Origin of the sequence: Zoogloea sp. LCSB751 (genome assembly GCF_002028455.1) — a bacterium.
Lineage (GTDB): Bacteria > Pseudomonadota > Gammaproteobacteria > Burkholderiales > Rhodocyclaceae > Zoogloea.
Genome location: NZ_MWUM01000003.1, coordinates 64,640 through 80,311 on the forward strand (window position 1 = coordinate 64,640; position 15,672 = coordinate 80,311).

The window sequence follows — 15,672 nt, forward strand, 5'->3', positions numbered from 1 at the left end:
ACGCCTAGGCGCCAGCCGGACTGCGCGCCGCAGCCCGCTCCACGCGCACCTTCAGCGGCAGGCCGATGGTCTGCCACTGACGCTCCTCTTCGTCCAGGGCCGCCGCAGTCAGTGGCAGGTTGCGCAGCCATTCCGCATCCGCCACCGCGACATGGCCCCGACCGTCACGCTTGAGGCGCAGCGGCGGCACCCCACGGCCGTCGCGGGCGCGGTGAACGACCGCCGCCAACCGCAGGCACAGGATCAGGCGCCACTCGGGGCTTTCCGGATCGAGGGCCCCGATGCGCGACAGCTTGCCGCGGTGAGCCAGCACCATGCGCGCCAGGCGCCCCTGGTCCATGCGTGAAAAGCCCGGCATGTCGGCATTGCCGAGAATGTAGGCACTGTGCTTGTGATAGCTCGAATGGGCCACCGAAACACCGATCTCGTGCAGCCGCGCGGCCCACTCGAGGAAGCGCCGATCCGCGTTCTCGGCATCGTTGGCGGCCGGATCGAGCTGCAGCAGGAAAGCCAGCGCAGTCTCGGTCACCTGCCGGGCATGCGCCATGTCCACGCCGTAGCGTTCCATGAAAGCCGACACGGTCGCATCGCGCAGGTCATGGTGGTGGTAGCGACCGAGCAGGTCATAGAGCACCCCCAGGCGCAGCGCGCCTTCCGAGAAGGTCATCCGCTCCAGGCCGAATTCCTGAAAGATCGCCCACATGATGGCAAGACCACCGGGCAGCACTGGCATGCGATCCGGACGCAGTCCCTCGAGCTGCAGATTGTCCAGATGGCCCGCCTTCAGCATCAGGGTGCGCAGACGATCCAGGCCACTGCGGGTAATGCCGCCGTCGGACAGCCCGTTGAGCTCGAGGATGTCCACCAGCGCCTTGGCCGAGCCACTCGAACCGACCGCCTCTTCCCACCCCACCTCCCGGTAGGCGTGGGTGATGGTCTGGATCTCCTTCTGGGCTGCCAGTTCGGCTTCGCGCATGCCGCGCTTGTCGATGCGGCCGTCAGGGAAATAACGCAGGGAATAACTCACGCAGCCCATGTAAAGGGATTCGAGTTTGATCGGCTGGAAACTCTTGCCGATCACGAACTCCGTGGAACCGCCGCCGATATCCACCACCAGCTGCTGCCTGTGGGGATTGGGCAGGGTGTGCGCGACCCCCACGTATATGAGGCGCGCCTCCTCACGACCGGCGATGACCTCGATCGGGAAGCCCAGTGCGGCCTCGGCCTGCACCAGGAAATGGGGTGCGTTCTTGGCCACCCGCAGAGTGTTGGTCGCCACTGCCCGGACGGCCTCCGGCGGATAGTCGCGGATCCGCTCGTTGAAGCAGCGCAGCGCGCTGATGCCACGGAACTGGGCCGCGGCATCCAGCATCCGGTCGGGGGACAGCCCGGCCGCGAGGCGGACAGCCTCCTTGATGCCATCGAGGGGGTAGATCTGGTCATTGACGATCCGCCCGACCTGCAGACGGAAACTGTTGGAACCCAGATCGATGGCGGCAATCAATTCACGATTCATGAAGCATGCACAAATGGCACCAGGCGGCGCAGAGGCTCGAAATTCTAGCACTGCACCGCACGGTGCTCCGCATCAATCCCGCCCCGGCGGCAACCGTAATCTTCACGCAACAAAAATGTCACATACTCAGGGCCTAATCAGAGGATCAAGAGGAGAGCCCATGCACCGTACCAACAACATCCGCCATTTCAACTCGGATCACTTCATCAACCGCGAACTCTCCCTGCTCCAGTTTCAGCGCCGTGTCCTCGCCCAGGCCGCCGATCCCGCCGTACCGCTGCTCGAGCGCCTGCGCTTCCTGTGCATCGTATCCAGCAACCTGGACGAGTTCTTTGAAGTTCGGGTGGCTGGCGTGAAGGAACAGCTACGTCTCGGCAGCCATGCGATCACCACCGACGGGCTGACCCCTTCCGCCCTCCACAGCCTGATCAGCGCCAAGGTTCACAGCATCATCGCCGAGCAGTATGCGCTGCTCAACGACACCATCCTGCCGGCCCTCGCCGCCGAGGGCATCGTCTTCCTGCGCCGCAGCGTGTGGACCGATGCCCAGCACCTGTGGGCACGGGACTACTTCATGCGCGAAGTGATGCCGGTACTGACACCGATCGGCCTGGACCCGGCCCACCCCTTCCCGCGGGTGCTCAACAAGAGCCTCAATTTCGCCGTCGAGCTGGAAGGCCGCGACGCTTTCGGCCGCAGCTCCGGCTCCGCCATCGTGCAGGCGCCCCGCGCCCTGCCCCGCGTGATCCGGCTGCCGAAGGAACTGACCGGCGTCGAGTATGGCTTCGTCTTCCTGTCGTCCCTGCTGCACGCCCACGTCGGCGAGCTTTTCGAAGGCATGAACGTGCTCGGCTGCTACCAGTTCCGGGTGACCCGCAACTCCGACATGTTCGTGGACGAGGAAGAGGTCAAGGACCTTCGAGCCACCCTCAAGGGCGAACTGCAGCAGCGCCACTTCGGCGACGCGGTACGCCTGGAGCTCGCCGACAACTGCTCGGAGTCGATGGCCAACTTCCTGATGAAGCAGTTCGCCCTGGGGCCAGCTGACGTCTATCGGGTTCCCGGCATGGTCAATCCGGTGCGCCTCAACCAGGTGCCCGACTGGGTCGAACGCCCGGACCTCAAATACCGCCCCTTCCTGCCCGCGCGCCCGAAGGGCCTCGACAAGCAGGAGAACATCTTCGCGGCGATGCGCCGCCAGGACATCCTGCTCCACCACCCCTTCCAGAGTTTCGAGCCGGTCATCGAGCTGCTGAAGGCCGCCGCCGACGACGCGGAAGTGGTTGCCGTCAAGATGACGGTCTATCGTACCGGTACCGACTCGGTGCTGATGGAGCACCTGATCCGCGCCGCCCAAAAGGGCAAGGAGGTCACGGTGGTGCTCGAGCTGATGGCCCGCTTCGACGAAGAGGCCAACATCAGCTGGGCCGCCAGGCTCGAGGAAGTCGGCGCCCACGTGGTGTACGGCGTGTTCGGCTACAAGACCCACGCCAAACTGCTGCTACTCGTACGCCGCGAAGAAGGCCAGCTCAAACGCTACGCTCACCTCGGCACGGGCAACTACCATCCGCGCACGACCCGCTTCTATACCGATTTCGGTCTGCTGACCGCCAACGACGAAATCGGCGCCGACGTCGCCGAAGTGTTCAAGCAGCTCACCGGGCTCGGCCAGGCCGGCAAGCTCAAGCACCTGTGGCAGGCGCCGTTCACGCTGCAGCCGAACGTGGTGGCGGCGATTCACGAAGAGGCCGAAATCGCGCGGGCGGGCCGCAAGGGCCGCATCATCGTCAAGGTCAATGCACTGCTCGAACCGGAGACCATCGAAGCGCTGTATGAAGCGTCCCGCGCCGGCGTCGAGATCGACATCATCGCCCGCAGTGTCTGCGCCTTGAAGCCCGGCGTACCCGGCCTGTCCGAAAACATCCGGGTGCGCTCCATCGTCGGTCGCTTCCTGGAACACCACCGGATCTTCTATTTCCACGCCGACGGCGCCGACAAACTCTACCTGTCGAGCGCGGACTGGATGGAGCGCAACTTCTTCAAACGCATCGAAGTCGGCTTCCCGATCCTCGACCCGCGGGTCAAACGACGGGTCATGAAGGAAGGCCTGCGGCCCTATCTGGGCGACAACTGCCAGGCCTGGGAACTGGATGCCGATAACGCCTATCGCAGGAAGAATCCCCGCACCAACCGGCGCGCCGCGCAGGAAATCCTGCTGAAGGAGCTGGCCGGCGTTCCAATCGTCTGATCCGTCCCGTCGCCTCACCGACATCCACCGACGTCGGGGGAGAGCGGGACTGCCGGGCTGTTGTAGAATGCCATCTCGCTTCCTTCATCGATGGTCCATTCCATGTTCCTCCCCCGTCGCCGACAGTTCATCACCGCAATTCTCAGTGCTGCCGTTCTCTCCGCCTGTGGCGGTGGTGGCGGCTCAGCCCCGGCCCCGAGCATCAAGTCGGTCACTCCCGGTGACACCCAGATCGTCATCGACTGGGTCCAGGAACCCGGCGTCGAGTACTGGCTGTGGTTCAAGGCGGGCGACACGATCAGCGCGGGCGAGAAGACCGCCAGCTACCGGCTGAATGTCAGCGCACCGTACATCCTGACCGGCCTGACCAACGACACCCAGTACGCCATCACGATCAACGGCCGCACCAACGGTGGCCCTGGCGGCCCGGGCTCGGCGGTCCAGACGGCCACGCCGCGGGCCGCAGGTTCGGTCTGGCTGGCCGGCGGAGCCCTCGGCAGCACCAATGCACTGCGCAGCGTGGCCTATGGGCTGAGCTCCAGCAGCGCCACCACCTACGCTTACGTTGCCGTCGGCGACACGGGTGTGATCTACAGCAGCCCAGCCTACGTGTCGGCCAGCGCCCTCAGCTGGACGCAGGTTCGCCCCGCCAGCGGTGCCGCGCTCAATGCCGTCCTGTATGCGCTGGCCAAGTACGTCGCGGTGGGCGATGGCGGTGCCGTGCTCACCAGCACCGACACCACGACCTGGACGGCCGCCACCTCAGGCAGCAGCGCCAAGCTCAACGCGCTGGCCACCAATTCGTCGACCCTCGTCGCGGTCGGGGCCAACGGCACCATCCTGCACTCCGGCGACGGCACGACCTGGACCGCGGCCACCACCGTTCCGACCACCAACGACCTTCATGGCGTGACCTACTCGGCCCTCGGCCTGTGGGTGGCGGTCGGCGCCAACGGCACCCTGCTCACCAGTTCCGATGCCGTAACGTGGACCGCCGTCAGTTCGGGCACCACGGCCACGCTCAAGGCAGCAGCCAGCATGTCGACGGTCAACTCCACCACCGGCGGTGTGACCTACAGCATCGTGGCGGTCGGCAACGGCGGCGTGATTGTCAGCAGCACCACGGGCACGGCCTGGAATGTCCAGACTCAGGGCAGCGCCAACCTCAACGCCGTCGCGTCCTCGTCCCGCTACGCCGCCCTCGGCGACAACGGCGCCGTCTACTCCAGCACGGACGGCACGACCTGGGCCGCCGCCTCCAGCCCCAACAGCAACACGATGTATGGCGTGATCCACGCCGACAACATCTTCACCGCCGTCGGTGCGGCCGGAAACAGCATTTACTCGTACTGAGTCGTGCCGCGGGTCCGCACCTGGCAACAGGCAGCGGACCCGGCCAAGCAAGTGGAGCCGTCAGCTGATGACCGCTCCACTTTGCACTTCTGAAGCCATCCGCAGAGAAAAATCAGAACCGCCATGTCATCCAGCGCCTCCAACGCCAGCCTGTTGTCCCGTTCCCTGTCCGCCGTCTGGCACCCCTGCACCCAGATGAAGCACCACGAACAACTGCCGCTGATCCCCATCAAGCGCGGCGAGGGTGCATGGCTGTACGACATGGACGGCAAGCGTTACCTGGACGGCATCAGCTCCTGGTGGGTCAATCTTTTCGGCCACGCCAATCCGCGCATCGGCGCAGCGCTCAAGAATCAGCTCGACACCCTCGAGCACGTGCTGCTGGCCGGTTTCACCCACGAACCAGTGGTTGAGCTGTCCGAGCGTCTGGCCGCCCTCACCGGCCACCGACTCGGGCATGCCTTCTACGCGTCGGACGGCGCCTCGGCGACCGAGATCGCCCTCAAGATGAGCGTGCATTACTGGCGCAATACGGGCCGCCCCGGCAAGAACCGCTTCGTCAGCCTGGCCGGCAGCTACCACGGCGAGACCGTCGGCGCGCTGGCCGTCACCGACGTGGCGATCTTCCGCGACGCCTACGCCCCGCTGGTGCGCGGTGGCACCTGCGTGCCGACGCCGGACGCGCGTCTGGCCGAAGCCGGCGAAACGGCCGCCGACGTAGCCCGCCGCGCCGCCGCCGCGCTGGAAGCCCACCTGGCCGCCCACGCCGACGAAACCGCCGCGCTGATCGTCGAGCCGCTGGTCCAGGGCGCCTCCGGCATGGTCATGTACGATCCAGAATACCTGCGCCTGGCGCGCGGGCTGTGCGACCGCTACCAGGTGCATCTGGTGGCCGACGAAATCGCCGTCGGTTGCGGGCGCAGCGGCAGCTTTTTCGCCTGCGAGCAGGCCGGCATCTGGCCGGACTTCCTGCTGCTGTCGAAGGGCATTTCCGGCGGCTACCTGCCCCTGTCCATCGTCCTCACCACCGACACCGTCTTCGAGGCCTTCTACGACGACGATACCGCCCGCGGCTTCCTGCACTCCCATTCCTATACCGGCAACCCGCTGGCCTGCCGGGCCGCGCTGGCGACCCTCGACATCTTCGCGCAGGACGATGTGATCGCCACCAACCGCGCCAAAGCCCAGCGTATCGGCGAGGCTTTCCGCAACGCGCTTGGCGGCCACCCGGCGGTCCGCCATCTGCGCCAGCAAGGCATGATCCTGGCCTTCGACGTAGCCGACGCACTGGCCGGCTTCTCTCGCCGTTTCTTCGCCGAAGCCCTGCAGCGGGAACTTCTGCTGCGCCCGATCGGTAATACGGTTTACACCATGCCCCCCTATATCCTTGGCGACGACGAGATCGGCTTCCTCGCCAGCCGCTGCGCTGCCGCCCTGGAGGCCAGCCTTGCCTGAGTATCCCGATCCGCTCGAAGAACTGGACGCCGGCCTCGCCGAACTCGACACCGCCGGCCTGCGCCGCCGCCGGCGCATCGTCACTACCCCCTGTCGTCCGGACACGCGCCTCGCCGACCGGGAGGATGCGGTCACCGCCTTCTGCTCCAACGACTACCTGGGCCTGGCCGCCGAGCCTGCACTGGCCGCCGCGGCCCACCAGGGCATCGACCGCTGGGGTGTCGGCTCCGGCGCATCCCACCTGGTCAGCGGCCACTATGCCGCCCACGAGGCGCTGGAAACCCGCCTCGCCGCCTTCGTCGGCATGGACGACGCGCTGTATTTCTCCACCGGCTACATGGCCAACATCGGCGTGATGCCGGCGCTGGTCGGCCGTGGCGACGCAATCTTCGCCGACAAGGTGAACCACGCCTCGCTGGTGGATGGCGCATTGCTGTCCCGCGCCGAGCTGATCCGCTACCCCCACTGCGACGTCCAGGCCCTGGCCGCCCGCCTGCAGGCCTCCACCGCGCCGCGCAAGCTGATCGTCACCGACGGCGTGTTCAGCATGGACGGCGACATCGCACCGCTGCGCGAACTGCTCGCACTGGCGGAGGCGCACAAGACCTGGCTGCTGGTGGATGACGCCCACGGCTTCGGCGTACTGGGCCCCCAGGGGCGCGGCAGCCTTACGCACTTCGGCCTGAACTCGCCGCGCCTGATCTACATGGGCACCCTCGGCAAAGCCGCCGGCGTGTCCGGCGCCTTCATCGCCGGGCAGCGGAGCGTCATCGACTGGCTGCTCAACAAGACCCGCAGCTACATCTTCACCACCGGAGCCCCGCCGCTGCTCGCCGACGCGCTGCTGACCGCCGTCGACCTGATCGAACACGGCGACGCCCGCCGCGCCCACCTGCAGGCCCTGATCGCCCGCTTCAGCGCGGGGCTGAAGCTGAAACGCTGGCAGTTGCTACCGTCGGAAACCCCGATCCAGCCCGTCGTGATCGGCGACAACCACGAGACGCTGGCCGTCTCCCGCGCCCTCGATGCGGAAGGCCTGTGGGTGCCGGCGATCCGTCCACCAACGGTTCCGAAGGGCGCCGCGAGGCTTCGCATCGTACTGTCGGCCGCCCACAGCGAGGCGCAGGTGGATCGCCTGGTTGCCACCCTCTTGCGTCTGGAAGGAGCGCTGGCATGAGCCGCGATCTCGTCCTGCTGCACGGCTGGGGGCTCTCCTCGACTGTCTGGAAGCCGCTGACCGCAACGCTCTCCGGCACCTTCACGCTGCATACCCCCGATCTGCCTGGGCACGGCAGCGCGGCCTCGGTCGGGCCGAGCCTGCACGAATGGGCGGACGCCCTGCTTCCCCACATACCGGAAGGCGCCGTGCTCGTCGGTTGGTCCCTCGGCGCCCAGCTTGCGCTGCATCTCGCGCAGCAGGCCCCGGAGCGCGTGGCCAGGCTGGTGTTGATCGGCAGCTCGCCGTGCTTCGTCCAGGCCGACAACTGGCCCGCAGCCTTGCCCGCAAGCACCCTCGACGCCTTCCGCCAGGACTTCGACACCGCACCTGACACCACCCAGCGCCGTTTCGTGGCACTGCAAAGCCTCGGCGACAGCGCCCGCAAGGCAGTCGCCGCAACCCTCACGGACAGCCTCACACCCGCCGACGATGCCCGCAGGACAGCTCTCGCCGACGGCCTGCGCCTGCTCGCCGAGACCGACCTGCGCGCCATCGTCCCGACAATCCGCCAGCCGGTCCGCCTGCTCCACGGCAGCGAGGACAAGCTGATGCCGGCCGCCGCCGCCGAATGGCTGGCCGATACGCTGCCCGACGCACGCCTGACGGTGTTCGGGCAATGCGGCCACGCCCCCTTCCTGTCGCGCCCCGAAGAATGCGCGACGCTGATCGAGGGTTTCGCCCTTGACTGACGCCCCCGCCCCAAAAGACGCAGTCCGCGCCGCCTTCGACAAGGCCGCCGATGCCTACGACGCGGTTGCCGCCGTCCAGCGCAGCGCCTGCGACCGCCTGTTCGCACTCGCCGCCACGCAGCCTTTGCAGCCCGGCCGTATCGTCGATGCGGGCTGCGGCACCGGCTACGCGCTTCCCGGCCTCAGGCAACGTTTCCCGGCGGCCCAGCTGATCGCGCTGGACTTCGCCACCTCAATGCTGCGCCGTCATCCCGCCGGGCTGGCCGAACCGCTGTGTGCGGACATGGAACGCCTGCCACTGGCGGAAGCCAGCGTGGACCTGCTGTGGTCCAGCTACGCGCTACAGTGGTGCCATCCGCGCAAGGCCTTCCCGGAGCTGGCACGCAGCCTGCGCCCCGGCGGCCAGCTGTGGATCGCCACCCTCGGCCCCGGCACCCTCAGCGAGTTGCGCGATGCCTTCAGCCACGTGGATCAACACGAGCATGTGCTGCGCTTCCAGCCGCCGGAAGTCATCGACGACGCCATCGAGGACGCCGGTCTGCGGATCGTCGAGACTGAGCGCGACACCCTCTACGCCTGGGCACCCGACCTGCGCCGCCTGCTGCGCGACATCAAGACCCTCGGCGCCCACCAGACCGGCGCGCCGCGCCGCCAGGCGCCCCTTGGGAAAGCAGCCTGGGGCCGCCTCAGCGCGGCCTACGAGGCCTACCGGACCCCCGCCGGACTGCCGGCGTCCTACGATACCTACTGGTTGATAGCAGAAAAGAAATGAGCGCCTACTTCATCGCCGGCACCGATACCGAAATCGGCAAGACCTTCTCCACCTGCGCCCTGCTCCACGCAGCCCGCACCCGCGGCCTGCGCGCCGTCGGCATGAAGCCGATCGCCGCCGGCGCGGAGATGATCAATGGGGAATTTCTCAACGAAGATGCGGCACGCCTGCGCGCGGCCGGCAGCTTCGACCCGGGGCTGGCGCTGCTCAACCCCTACTGCCTGGCCAGCCCGATCGCACCGCACATCGCCGCCGCCGAAGAAGACGTGAGCATCGATCCAAGCAAAATCGACGCAGCGCTCCAAGCACTCCGTGCCCAGGCCGAGCTGGTACTGGTGGAAGGCGTCGGTGGTTTCCGCGTGCCACTGGGCGATGATTTCGACACCGCCGACTGGGCCCAGCACTTGGCCCTGCCAGTGATCCTGGTGGTGGGCATGAAGCTCGGCTGCATCAGCCACGCCCTGCTCACCGCAGAGGCCATCCAGGCGCGCGGTCTGCGGCTCGCCGGCTGGATCGCCAACCAGGTGGATCCGGCCATGCTGCGCTTCGAACAGAACCTGGAATCCCTGAGCCGTCGTCTGCCTGCGCCACTGCTGGGCGTGCTGCCGTTCCGTACCGACCACGACGCCGCGGCGGCAGCCAGCGCTGCCGGTCTCAAATTACCCGACTGAGTACCTGGCTGAACGCCGCTGGCGGAGCTGTTCGAACAGGCACACGCCGGCCGCCACCCCCACGTTGAGGGACTCCATGCCACCGGGCATCGGGATCAGCACGCGGCGGGTGGCCAGCGCCGCCACTTCGGCGGACAGACCCTGCCCCTCAGAACCGAACAGCCAGGCCACCGGACCGCGCAGGTCCAGGTCATACAGCTCAGTGGCGTCCCGCAGATCCGCAGCCAGAATGGCACCGGGGAAATCCCGCAGCGCCTGCGCCGCATCGACGCCTTCACGGATGCACAAGCCAAAGTGGGCCCCCATCGCCGCACGCAGTACGCGGGGCGACCAAGCCTGGGCGCAGCCCGGAGTGAGCAGCACCTCCTTCACGGCAACCGCCGCGGCAGTCCGCAGGATGGTGCCAAGATTGCCGGGGTCCTGCACACCGTCGAGCAGCACGCAAGTGTCGGTCGTCGGGCTTTGTTCATCGGCGACGGAAATTGCGATCACCGCGAGCACGCCGCTGGGCGTATCCACCGGACTGATATGCGCGAAAAGACGATCCGGCACTTCGATCTGCCTCTCGGACGGGCAGCGTGCCAGCAGCGTTTCAATCTCCGCCTGCCGGCGGCCGCTCTCGCTGACGACGACCTGCAACACATCAACGCCCCGCTCCAGCGCAACACCGAGCAAGTGTGCGCCATCGAGCAACGTGCATCCTTCCTTGCGCCGATCCCGCGCCGACGTCGCCAGCGCGTGCAGATGCTTGATGGTCGGGTTATCCCGTGAGCTGATCTGCTTCACGCGTCAGAATGCCAGGCCGACCGTGGCGAGGACGACCGTCAATGTGCCAAGGACGAGGTTGAGCGTCACCCGCTGGCGGATCGTATTGAGCGCCTGTGCGCCCCGTGCCCAACTCTCCGCCGCCACCGCAGCCTTGAGCGCCTGCCACGGACCAAACCAGATGCTCGCGAAGATCGCCATCATCACCAAGCCCACGCCGGCCATCATGTGCCAGGCACGAGGCGCCTGAGCGAAGCCCACCTCCAGCAGCATCGCGAAGCCGGACAGGCCGATGGCTGCCACCGCAGCCCACACGATCGGGAAGAAGCGCCCGAAGACACCATGCCACAGACTCAGACGCTGGGCCGGCGGCAACTGCAGCGCAGACGGCCGCAGGCAGAAATGGGCGAAGGCCATGCCGCCAACCCACACGATCACGCCGGCCAGATGTACGAGCAACAGCACGTGGTGATGTTTCATCTCAGGTCGTCCTCGGTCCACAGAGGCGGATTGGAAATCACGTCGCGCACCGGCGCGAAGCTCTGCCGATAAATTCCGCAGGCCCCGTGGGCACGCAACGCCTTCAAGTGAGCTGCCGTCGGGTAGCCCTTGTGGCCGGCCAGACCGTATTGAGGGTAAAGCTTGTCGAGTTCCACCAGGAGTTCGTCCCGCACCGTCTTGGCGAGGATGGATGCTGCCGAAATCTCGGCCACCAGCGCGTCGCCCTTGACGATGGCCTCGCAGGGCAGATCCAGCTGCGGACAGCGGTTGCCGTCAACGAGCACCTTATCCGGCCGCTGCGACAAGCCCGCCACGGCACGCTGCATCGCCAGCATGCTGGCGTGCAGGATGTTGATCCGATCGATCTCGGCGACGCTGGCTTCGGCCACACACCAGGCCAAAGCCTTCTCCCGGATCTCCACCGCCAGACGCTGGCGGCGCTTTTCGCTGAGCTTCTTGGAGTCGGCCAGCCCCTCGATCGGCCGGGCCGGATCGAGGATCACCGCCGCAGCCACTACCGGCCCGCACAGGGGGCCGCGTCCAGCCTCATCGACGCCACACAGGAGCATCTTCAACGTCCTTTCAGGTACGGCAGAATGGCCGCCGCCGCCTTGTCCGCCGTGTTCTGGCGCAACTGCAGATGCATGTCGGTAAAGGTTCGCTCGAGTTCGGCGATACGTGCCTTGTCCACCAGCCAGCCGTCGAGGGCTTCCGCCAGCGCCTGGGGCGTGGCTGCGTCCTGCAGCACCTCAGGTACCACTTCCCGCCCCGCCAGCACGTTGGGCAGCCCGACCCACGGCAGGTAGGCCATGCGCTTCATGAGACGGAAGGACCATTTGCCGATCTTGTAGGTTATAACCATCGGCCGTTTGAGCAGCGCAGCCTCCAGGGTTGCCGTTCCACTTGCTACCAGCACCACGTCGGCGGCGATCATCGCCTCGACCGAATGGCCAAAGAGAATGCGGATCGGCAGGTCCAGATGGGCATGGCGCCGCAAGGCCTCTTCGAACAACAGGCGGGTCTCGCGGGTTGCCAGCGGTACGAGGAAACGGGCATCGGGATGGCGGCTGTGCAGCAGCGCCGCAGTGGCGATATAGGTATCCGCCAGGTTTCGCAGTTCCGACTGGCGGCTGCCCGGCAGGAATGCGAAAACCGGCCCGCCGGGGGAGATCTGCAGCATCTCCCGCGTACCCTCGCGGTCCGGCACCAACGGAAAGACATCGGCCAGGGGATGGCCCACGTAGCTCACCGGCACGCCCGCCGTCCGGTAGATCTCCGGCTCGAACGGGAACAGGCACAGCATGTGGCTGACCGCCCGCGCAATACCCTTCAAACGCCCACGGCGCCAGGCCCAGATAGATGGGCTGACGAAATGGATGGCCGGAATGCCCTTGTCCTTCAGGCGTTTCTCGAGCCACAGGCTGAAATCCGGCGCATCGACGCCAATGAAGGCAGCCGGCGGATTCTTGACCAGCATGTCCAGCAACTGACGGCGGATACCCGACAGTTCGCGGTAATTCTTGAGGGCGTCCACATAGCCGTGGACCGACAGCTTTTCAGCGGGCCACAGGGCCTGGAAACCCACCGCCTGCATTTTGGGACCGCCGATGCCGAAGAACTCGGCATCGGGGAGGTGATGCTTGAGGGCCTTGATCAGATGACTGGCCAGGAGATCGCTGGAGGCCTCACCCGCCACCATGGCAATGCGCACGACCATGGATCAGCGAACGATGCCACGCCCGGATTCGGCGATGAAGTCGGAGAACTGCTGCAGTTCAGGCGCCTGCGCAGCGGCCCCGGCAATCTGGCGGCGCGCTTCGTCGAGGGTCAGGCCACTGCGATAGAGGGTCTTGTAGGCCCGCTTGATGGCCGTGATGCCTTCGCTCGAATAGCCCCGGCGCTTGAGGCCTTCACTGTTGATACCGTGCGGTGCAGCCGGATTACCGGAAACCGTCACGAAGGGCGGCAGATCCTGCAGCAGCACGGTACCGACGCCACAGAAGCTGTGGGCGCCAACACGGACGAATTGGTGCACGCCGGTGAAACCGCCAAGGATCGCCCAGTCGCCCACCGTCACGTGGCCGGCCAAGGTCGCGTTGTTGGCAAAGATCGTGTTGTTGCCGACCAGACAGTCATGGGCCACGTGCACGTAAGCCATGATCCAGTTATCGTTGCCGACGCGGGTCAGGCCGCCGTCCTGCACCGTGCCCGTACTGAAGCTGCAGAATTCTCGGATCGTGTTGCGGTCGCCGATTTCCAGCCGGGTCGGCTCGTTGGCGTACTTCTTGTCCTGCGGCTCGGAGCCCAGCGAACAGAACTGGAAGATGCGGTTGTCGCTACCGATGCGGGTGTGCCCCTCGATCACCACGTGGGGACCGATGCGGGTCCCCTCACCGATCTCGACGTGTTCGCCGATGATCGAATACGGCCCGACCTGCACACCTTCGGCAAGGCGCGCGCCGGGATGAACGATGGCAGTCGGGTGGATCGTCATCGCTTGATCGCGCACATGAATTCGGCTTCGGTCGCCAGCTCGCCGGCAACCTTCGCGGTGCCCTTGAACTTCCAGATGTTGCGCATCACGCGCACGATCTCGGCTTCCAGCACGAGCTGGTCACCCGGCACCACCGGACGCTTGAAGCGCACGTTGTCCACGGAAGCAAAATACACCATCGCGTTCTCGTCCGGCACCGTACCGTCGGTCTTGAAGGCCAGCACTGCGGCTGCCTGGGCCAGCGCCTCAATGATCAGCACGCCCGGCATCACCGGGTTGTGCGGAAAATGGCCCGGGAAGAAAGGCTCATTGACAGTCACGTTCTTCAGGCCCACGACGCGCTTGCCCACTTCCAGTTCGGTAATGCGATCCACCAGCAGGAAGGGATAGCGGTGCGGGATGTAACGCTTGATTTCGTTGATGTCGATGATTTCGCTCATGATTTCTTTTCCATTTCGGCGAGCTTCTTTTCCAGCTCGCGCACCCGCTCCGCCATCGCATCGAGGCGACGCAGATGGGCAAAATTCCGGACCCAGTCCGCATGCGGCTGCAGCGGGATCATGGCCGTGTACACGCCGGCCTTGTCGAGGGTCTTGGTCACATTGGTGTCCGCCGAGATCACCACGTCGTCGGCCACCTCCAGATGGCCCGAGAAGCCGGCTTTGCCGCCGACCATCACGCGCTTGCCGACGCGGGTACTACCGGCCAGGCCGGCCATTGCCGCCATGATGGTGTCGTCCCCCACATGGCAGTTATGGGCCACGTGGATGAGGTTGTCCAGCTTCACGCCATTTCCAACGACAGTGTCGTCCAGCGCACCACGATCGATGGTGGTATTGGCGCCGATCTCCACATCGTCGCCCAGCACCACCCGGCCGATCTGCGGGATCTTGACCCAGTGCTTGTCCGCATCACGCGCAAAACCGAGGCCATCTGCGCCGATCACCGCACCGGAATGCAGTATCGTCCGCGCACCGATGACGCAATTGTCGTAGATCTTGACGCCGGGATGCAGCAGGGAACCCGCACCGATCTGAACGCCATCGGCAATCAGGCACCCCGCGCCGATCACGCAGTCTTCGCCGATCAGACAACGCTCGCCGATCACCGCATTGGGACCGACGGACACCGATGCGGGAAGCACAGAGGCGACCACCGCGCTGACATGCACGCCTGCCGGCGCCCGCTTGGGCGGATTGAACAGCTGCGCGACCCGCGCAAAGTACAGGTACGGATCGGCCGTCAGAATGCGCGGACGCTCGGTAAGCCCAGCCGCCTTCGGAGACAGGATGAACGCTGAGGCCTTGCTCGTCACCAGCGACGCCCCGAATTTGGGGTTGGACAAGAAAGCCAGCTCGCCTTCCCGGGCCGTTTCGATCGAAGCAATCTGCCGAACGACAGTGGCCGGATCGCCGACGAGTTCGCCGCCGAGCCGGCTTACCAGCTCGCCAAGGGAGAATTCCATTGGCAACCGCTTACTTCGCTTCGCTCAGCGCCTTGATCACCTTGTCGGTGATGTCGATGCGCGGACTGGCGTACACCGCCTCCTGGAAGATGATGTCGTACTTCTCGGCCTCGGCGATCTGCTTGATCGTCTTGTTGGCGCGATCCAGAACGCCGGCCAGTTCCTCGTTGCGGCGCTGATTGAGGTCTTCACGGAACTCGCGCTGCTTGCGCTGGAAATCCCGGTTGAGCTCGTTGAATTCGCGTTCCTTGTTGCGGCGGTCGCCCTCGCCCATCGTCACGCCGTTTTTCTCGAGACCTTCCTGCATGCCCTGAAGCTGCTTGGCCATGCGCTGCAGGTCCTGATCGCGCTTCTCGAATTCCTTTTCCAGCTTCTGCTGGGCCTTCTTCGCAGGCGTCGCTTCCTTCATGACGCGATCGGAATTGACGAACCCGACCTTCACCTCGGCCGCAGCCGTCGTTGCGAATGCAGCAAGCAGCACTGCTGCGAGTGCGGACAAACCAATACCTTTCACTCAAACCTCC

Annotated in this window: 16 protein-coding genes; 7 read left to right on the plus strand and 9 right to left on the minus strand. The window is 66.0% G+C overall.

Annotated elements, in window-relative coordinates:
* Positions 1-4: 4 nt before the first annotated feature.
* Entirely contained in the window at positions 5-1,516 is a 1,512-nt protein-coding gene (ppx, locus tag B4920_RS04835) for an exopolyphosphatase (protein ID WP_079433490.1), read from the minus strand.
* Positions 1,517-1,676: 160 nt separating this feature from the next.
* Here ppx and ppk1 point away from each other — a divergent pair, with 160 nt between their 5' ends.
* From ppk1 to bioD, 7 genes are all read left to right on the plus strand, one after another.
* Complete coding sequence (gene ppk1 / locus B4920_RS04840; protein ID WP_079433491.1) at positions 1,677-3,764, plus strand: polyphosphate kinase 1; 2,088 nt, start codon at positions 1,677-1,679, stop codon at positions 3,762-3,764.
* 102 nt (positions 3,765-3,866) lie between these two features.
* A complete protein-coding gene (locus B4920_RS04845; protein ID WP_139379428.1) occupies positions 3,867-5,117 on the plus strand; it encodes a hypothetical protein in 1,251 nt (416 codons plus the stop codon).
* Positions 5,118-5,240: 123 nt separating this feature from the next.
* Positions 5,241-6,572 carry an adenosylmethionine--8-amino-7-oxononanoate transaminase gene (bioA, locus tag B4920_RS04850; RefSeq protein ID WP_079433493.1) on the plus strand — a complete coding sequence of 444 codons (1,332 nt, stop codon included), beginning with the start codon at positions 5,241-5,243 and terminating at the stop codon, positions 6,570-6,572.
* Positions 6,565-7,749: an 8-amino-7-oxononanoate synthase gene (gene bioF / locus B4920_RS04855; protein WP_079433494.1), complete on the plus strand. Its 1,185-nt coding sequence runs from the start codon at positions 6,565-6,567 to the stop codon at positions 7,747-7,749. The genes bioA and bioF overlap by 8 nt, the downstream gene beginning before the upstream one ends.
* Entirely contained in the window at positions 7,746-8,480 is a 735-nt protein-coding gene (gene bioH, locus B4920_RS04860) for a pimeloyl-ACP methyl ester esterase BioH (protein ID WP_079433495.1), read from the plus strand. The genes bioF and bioH overlap by 4 nt, the downstream gene beginning before the upstream one ends.
* Positions 8,473-9,252 carry a malonyl-ACP O-methyltransferase BioC gene (gene bioC / locus B4920_RS04865; RefSeq protein WP_079433496.1) on the plus strand — a complete coding sequence of 260 codons (780 nt, stop codon included), beginning with the start codon at positions 8,473-8,475 and terminating at the stop codon, positions 9,250-9,252. The genes bioH and bioC overlap by 8 nt, the downstream gene beginning before the upstream one ends.
* On the plus strand, positions 9,249-9,923 hold the full coding sequence (gene bioD, locus B4920_RS04870; protein WP_079433497.1) for a dethiobiotin synthase: 675 nt from the start codon (positions 9,249-9,251) through the stop codon (positions 9,921-9,923). Before bioC ends, bioD begins: the two co-directional genes overlap by 4 nt.
* Here the strand turns inward: bioD and B4920_RS29740 are convergent.
* From B4920_RS29740 to B4920_RS04905, 8 genes are read right to left on the minus strand one after another with little or no spacing between them, the layout of a single operon-like run.
* Complete coding sequence (locus B4920_RS29740; RefSeq protein ID WP_173862640.1) at positions 9,912-10,709, minus strand: RNA methyltransferase; 798 nt, start codon at positions 10,707-10,709, stop codon at positions 9,912-9,914. The two genes, bioD and B4920_RS29740, sit on opposite strands and share 12 nt — an antisense overlap.
* Positions 10,710-10,712: 3 nt before the next feature.
* Entirely contained in the window at positions 10,713-11,168 is a 456-nt protein-coding gene (locus tag B4920_RS29745) for a CopD family protein (RefSeq protein WP_173862641.1), read from the minus strand.
* On the minus strand, positions 11,165-11,758 hold the full coding sequence (gene rnhB, locus B4920_RS04880; protein WP_079433498.1) for a ribonuclease HII: 594 nt from the start codon (positions 11,756-11,758) through the stop codon (positions 11,165-11,167). Before rnhB ends, B4920_RS29745 begins: the two co-directional genes overlap by 4 nt.
* Before the next feature lie 2 nt (positions 11,759-11,760).
* Positions 11,761-12,906, minus strand: a complete 1,146-nt coding sequence (lpxB, locus tag B4920_RS04885; RefSeq protein WP_079433499.1) for a lipid-A-disaccharide synthase — start codon at positions 12,904-12,906, stop codon at positions 11,761-11,763.
* Between the two features lie 3 nt (positions 12,907-12,909).
* A complete protein-coding gene (lpxA, locus tag B4920_RS04890) occupies positions 12,910-13,683 on the minus strand; it encodes an acyl-ACP--UDP-N-acetylglucosamine O-acyltransferase (RefSeq protein ID WP_079433500.1) in 774 nt (257 codons plus the stop codon).
* The gene (gene fabZ, locus B4920_RS04895) at positions 13,680-14,114 is read right to left on the minus strand and encodes a 3-hydroxyacyl-ACP dehydratase FabZ (RefSeq protein ID WP_368664708.1); all 435 of its coding nucleotides are present in this window, start codon (positions 14,112-14,114) and stop codon (positions 13,680-13,682) included. The genes lpxA and fabZ overlap by 4 nt, the downstream gene beginning before the upstream one ends.
* A 5-nt stretch (positions 14,115-14,119) precedes the next feature.
* The gene (lpxD, locus tag B4920_RS04900; protein ID WP_079433501.1) at positions 14,120-15,148 is read right to left on the minus strand and encodes a UDP-3-O-(3-hydroxymyristoyl)glucosamine N-acyltransferase; all 1,029 of its coding nucleotides are present in this window, start codon (positions 15,146-15,148) and stop codon (positions 14,120-14,122) included.
* 10 nt (positions 15,149-15,158) lie between these two features.
* Positions 15,159-15,662, minus strand: coding sequence for an OmpH family outer membrane protein (locus B4920_RS04905; RefSeq protein ID WP_079433502.1), 504 nt, complete (start codon positions 15,660-15,662; stop codon positions 15,159-15,161).
* Positions 15,663-15,672 lie beyond the last annotated feature (10 nt).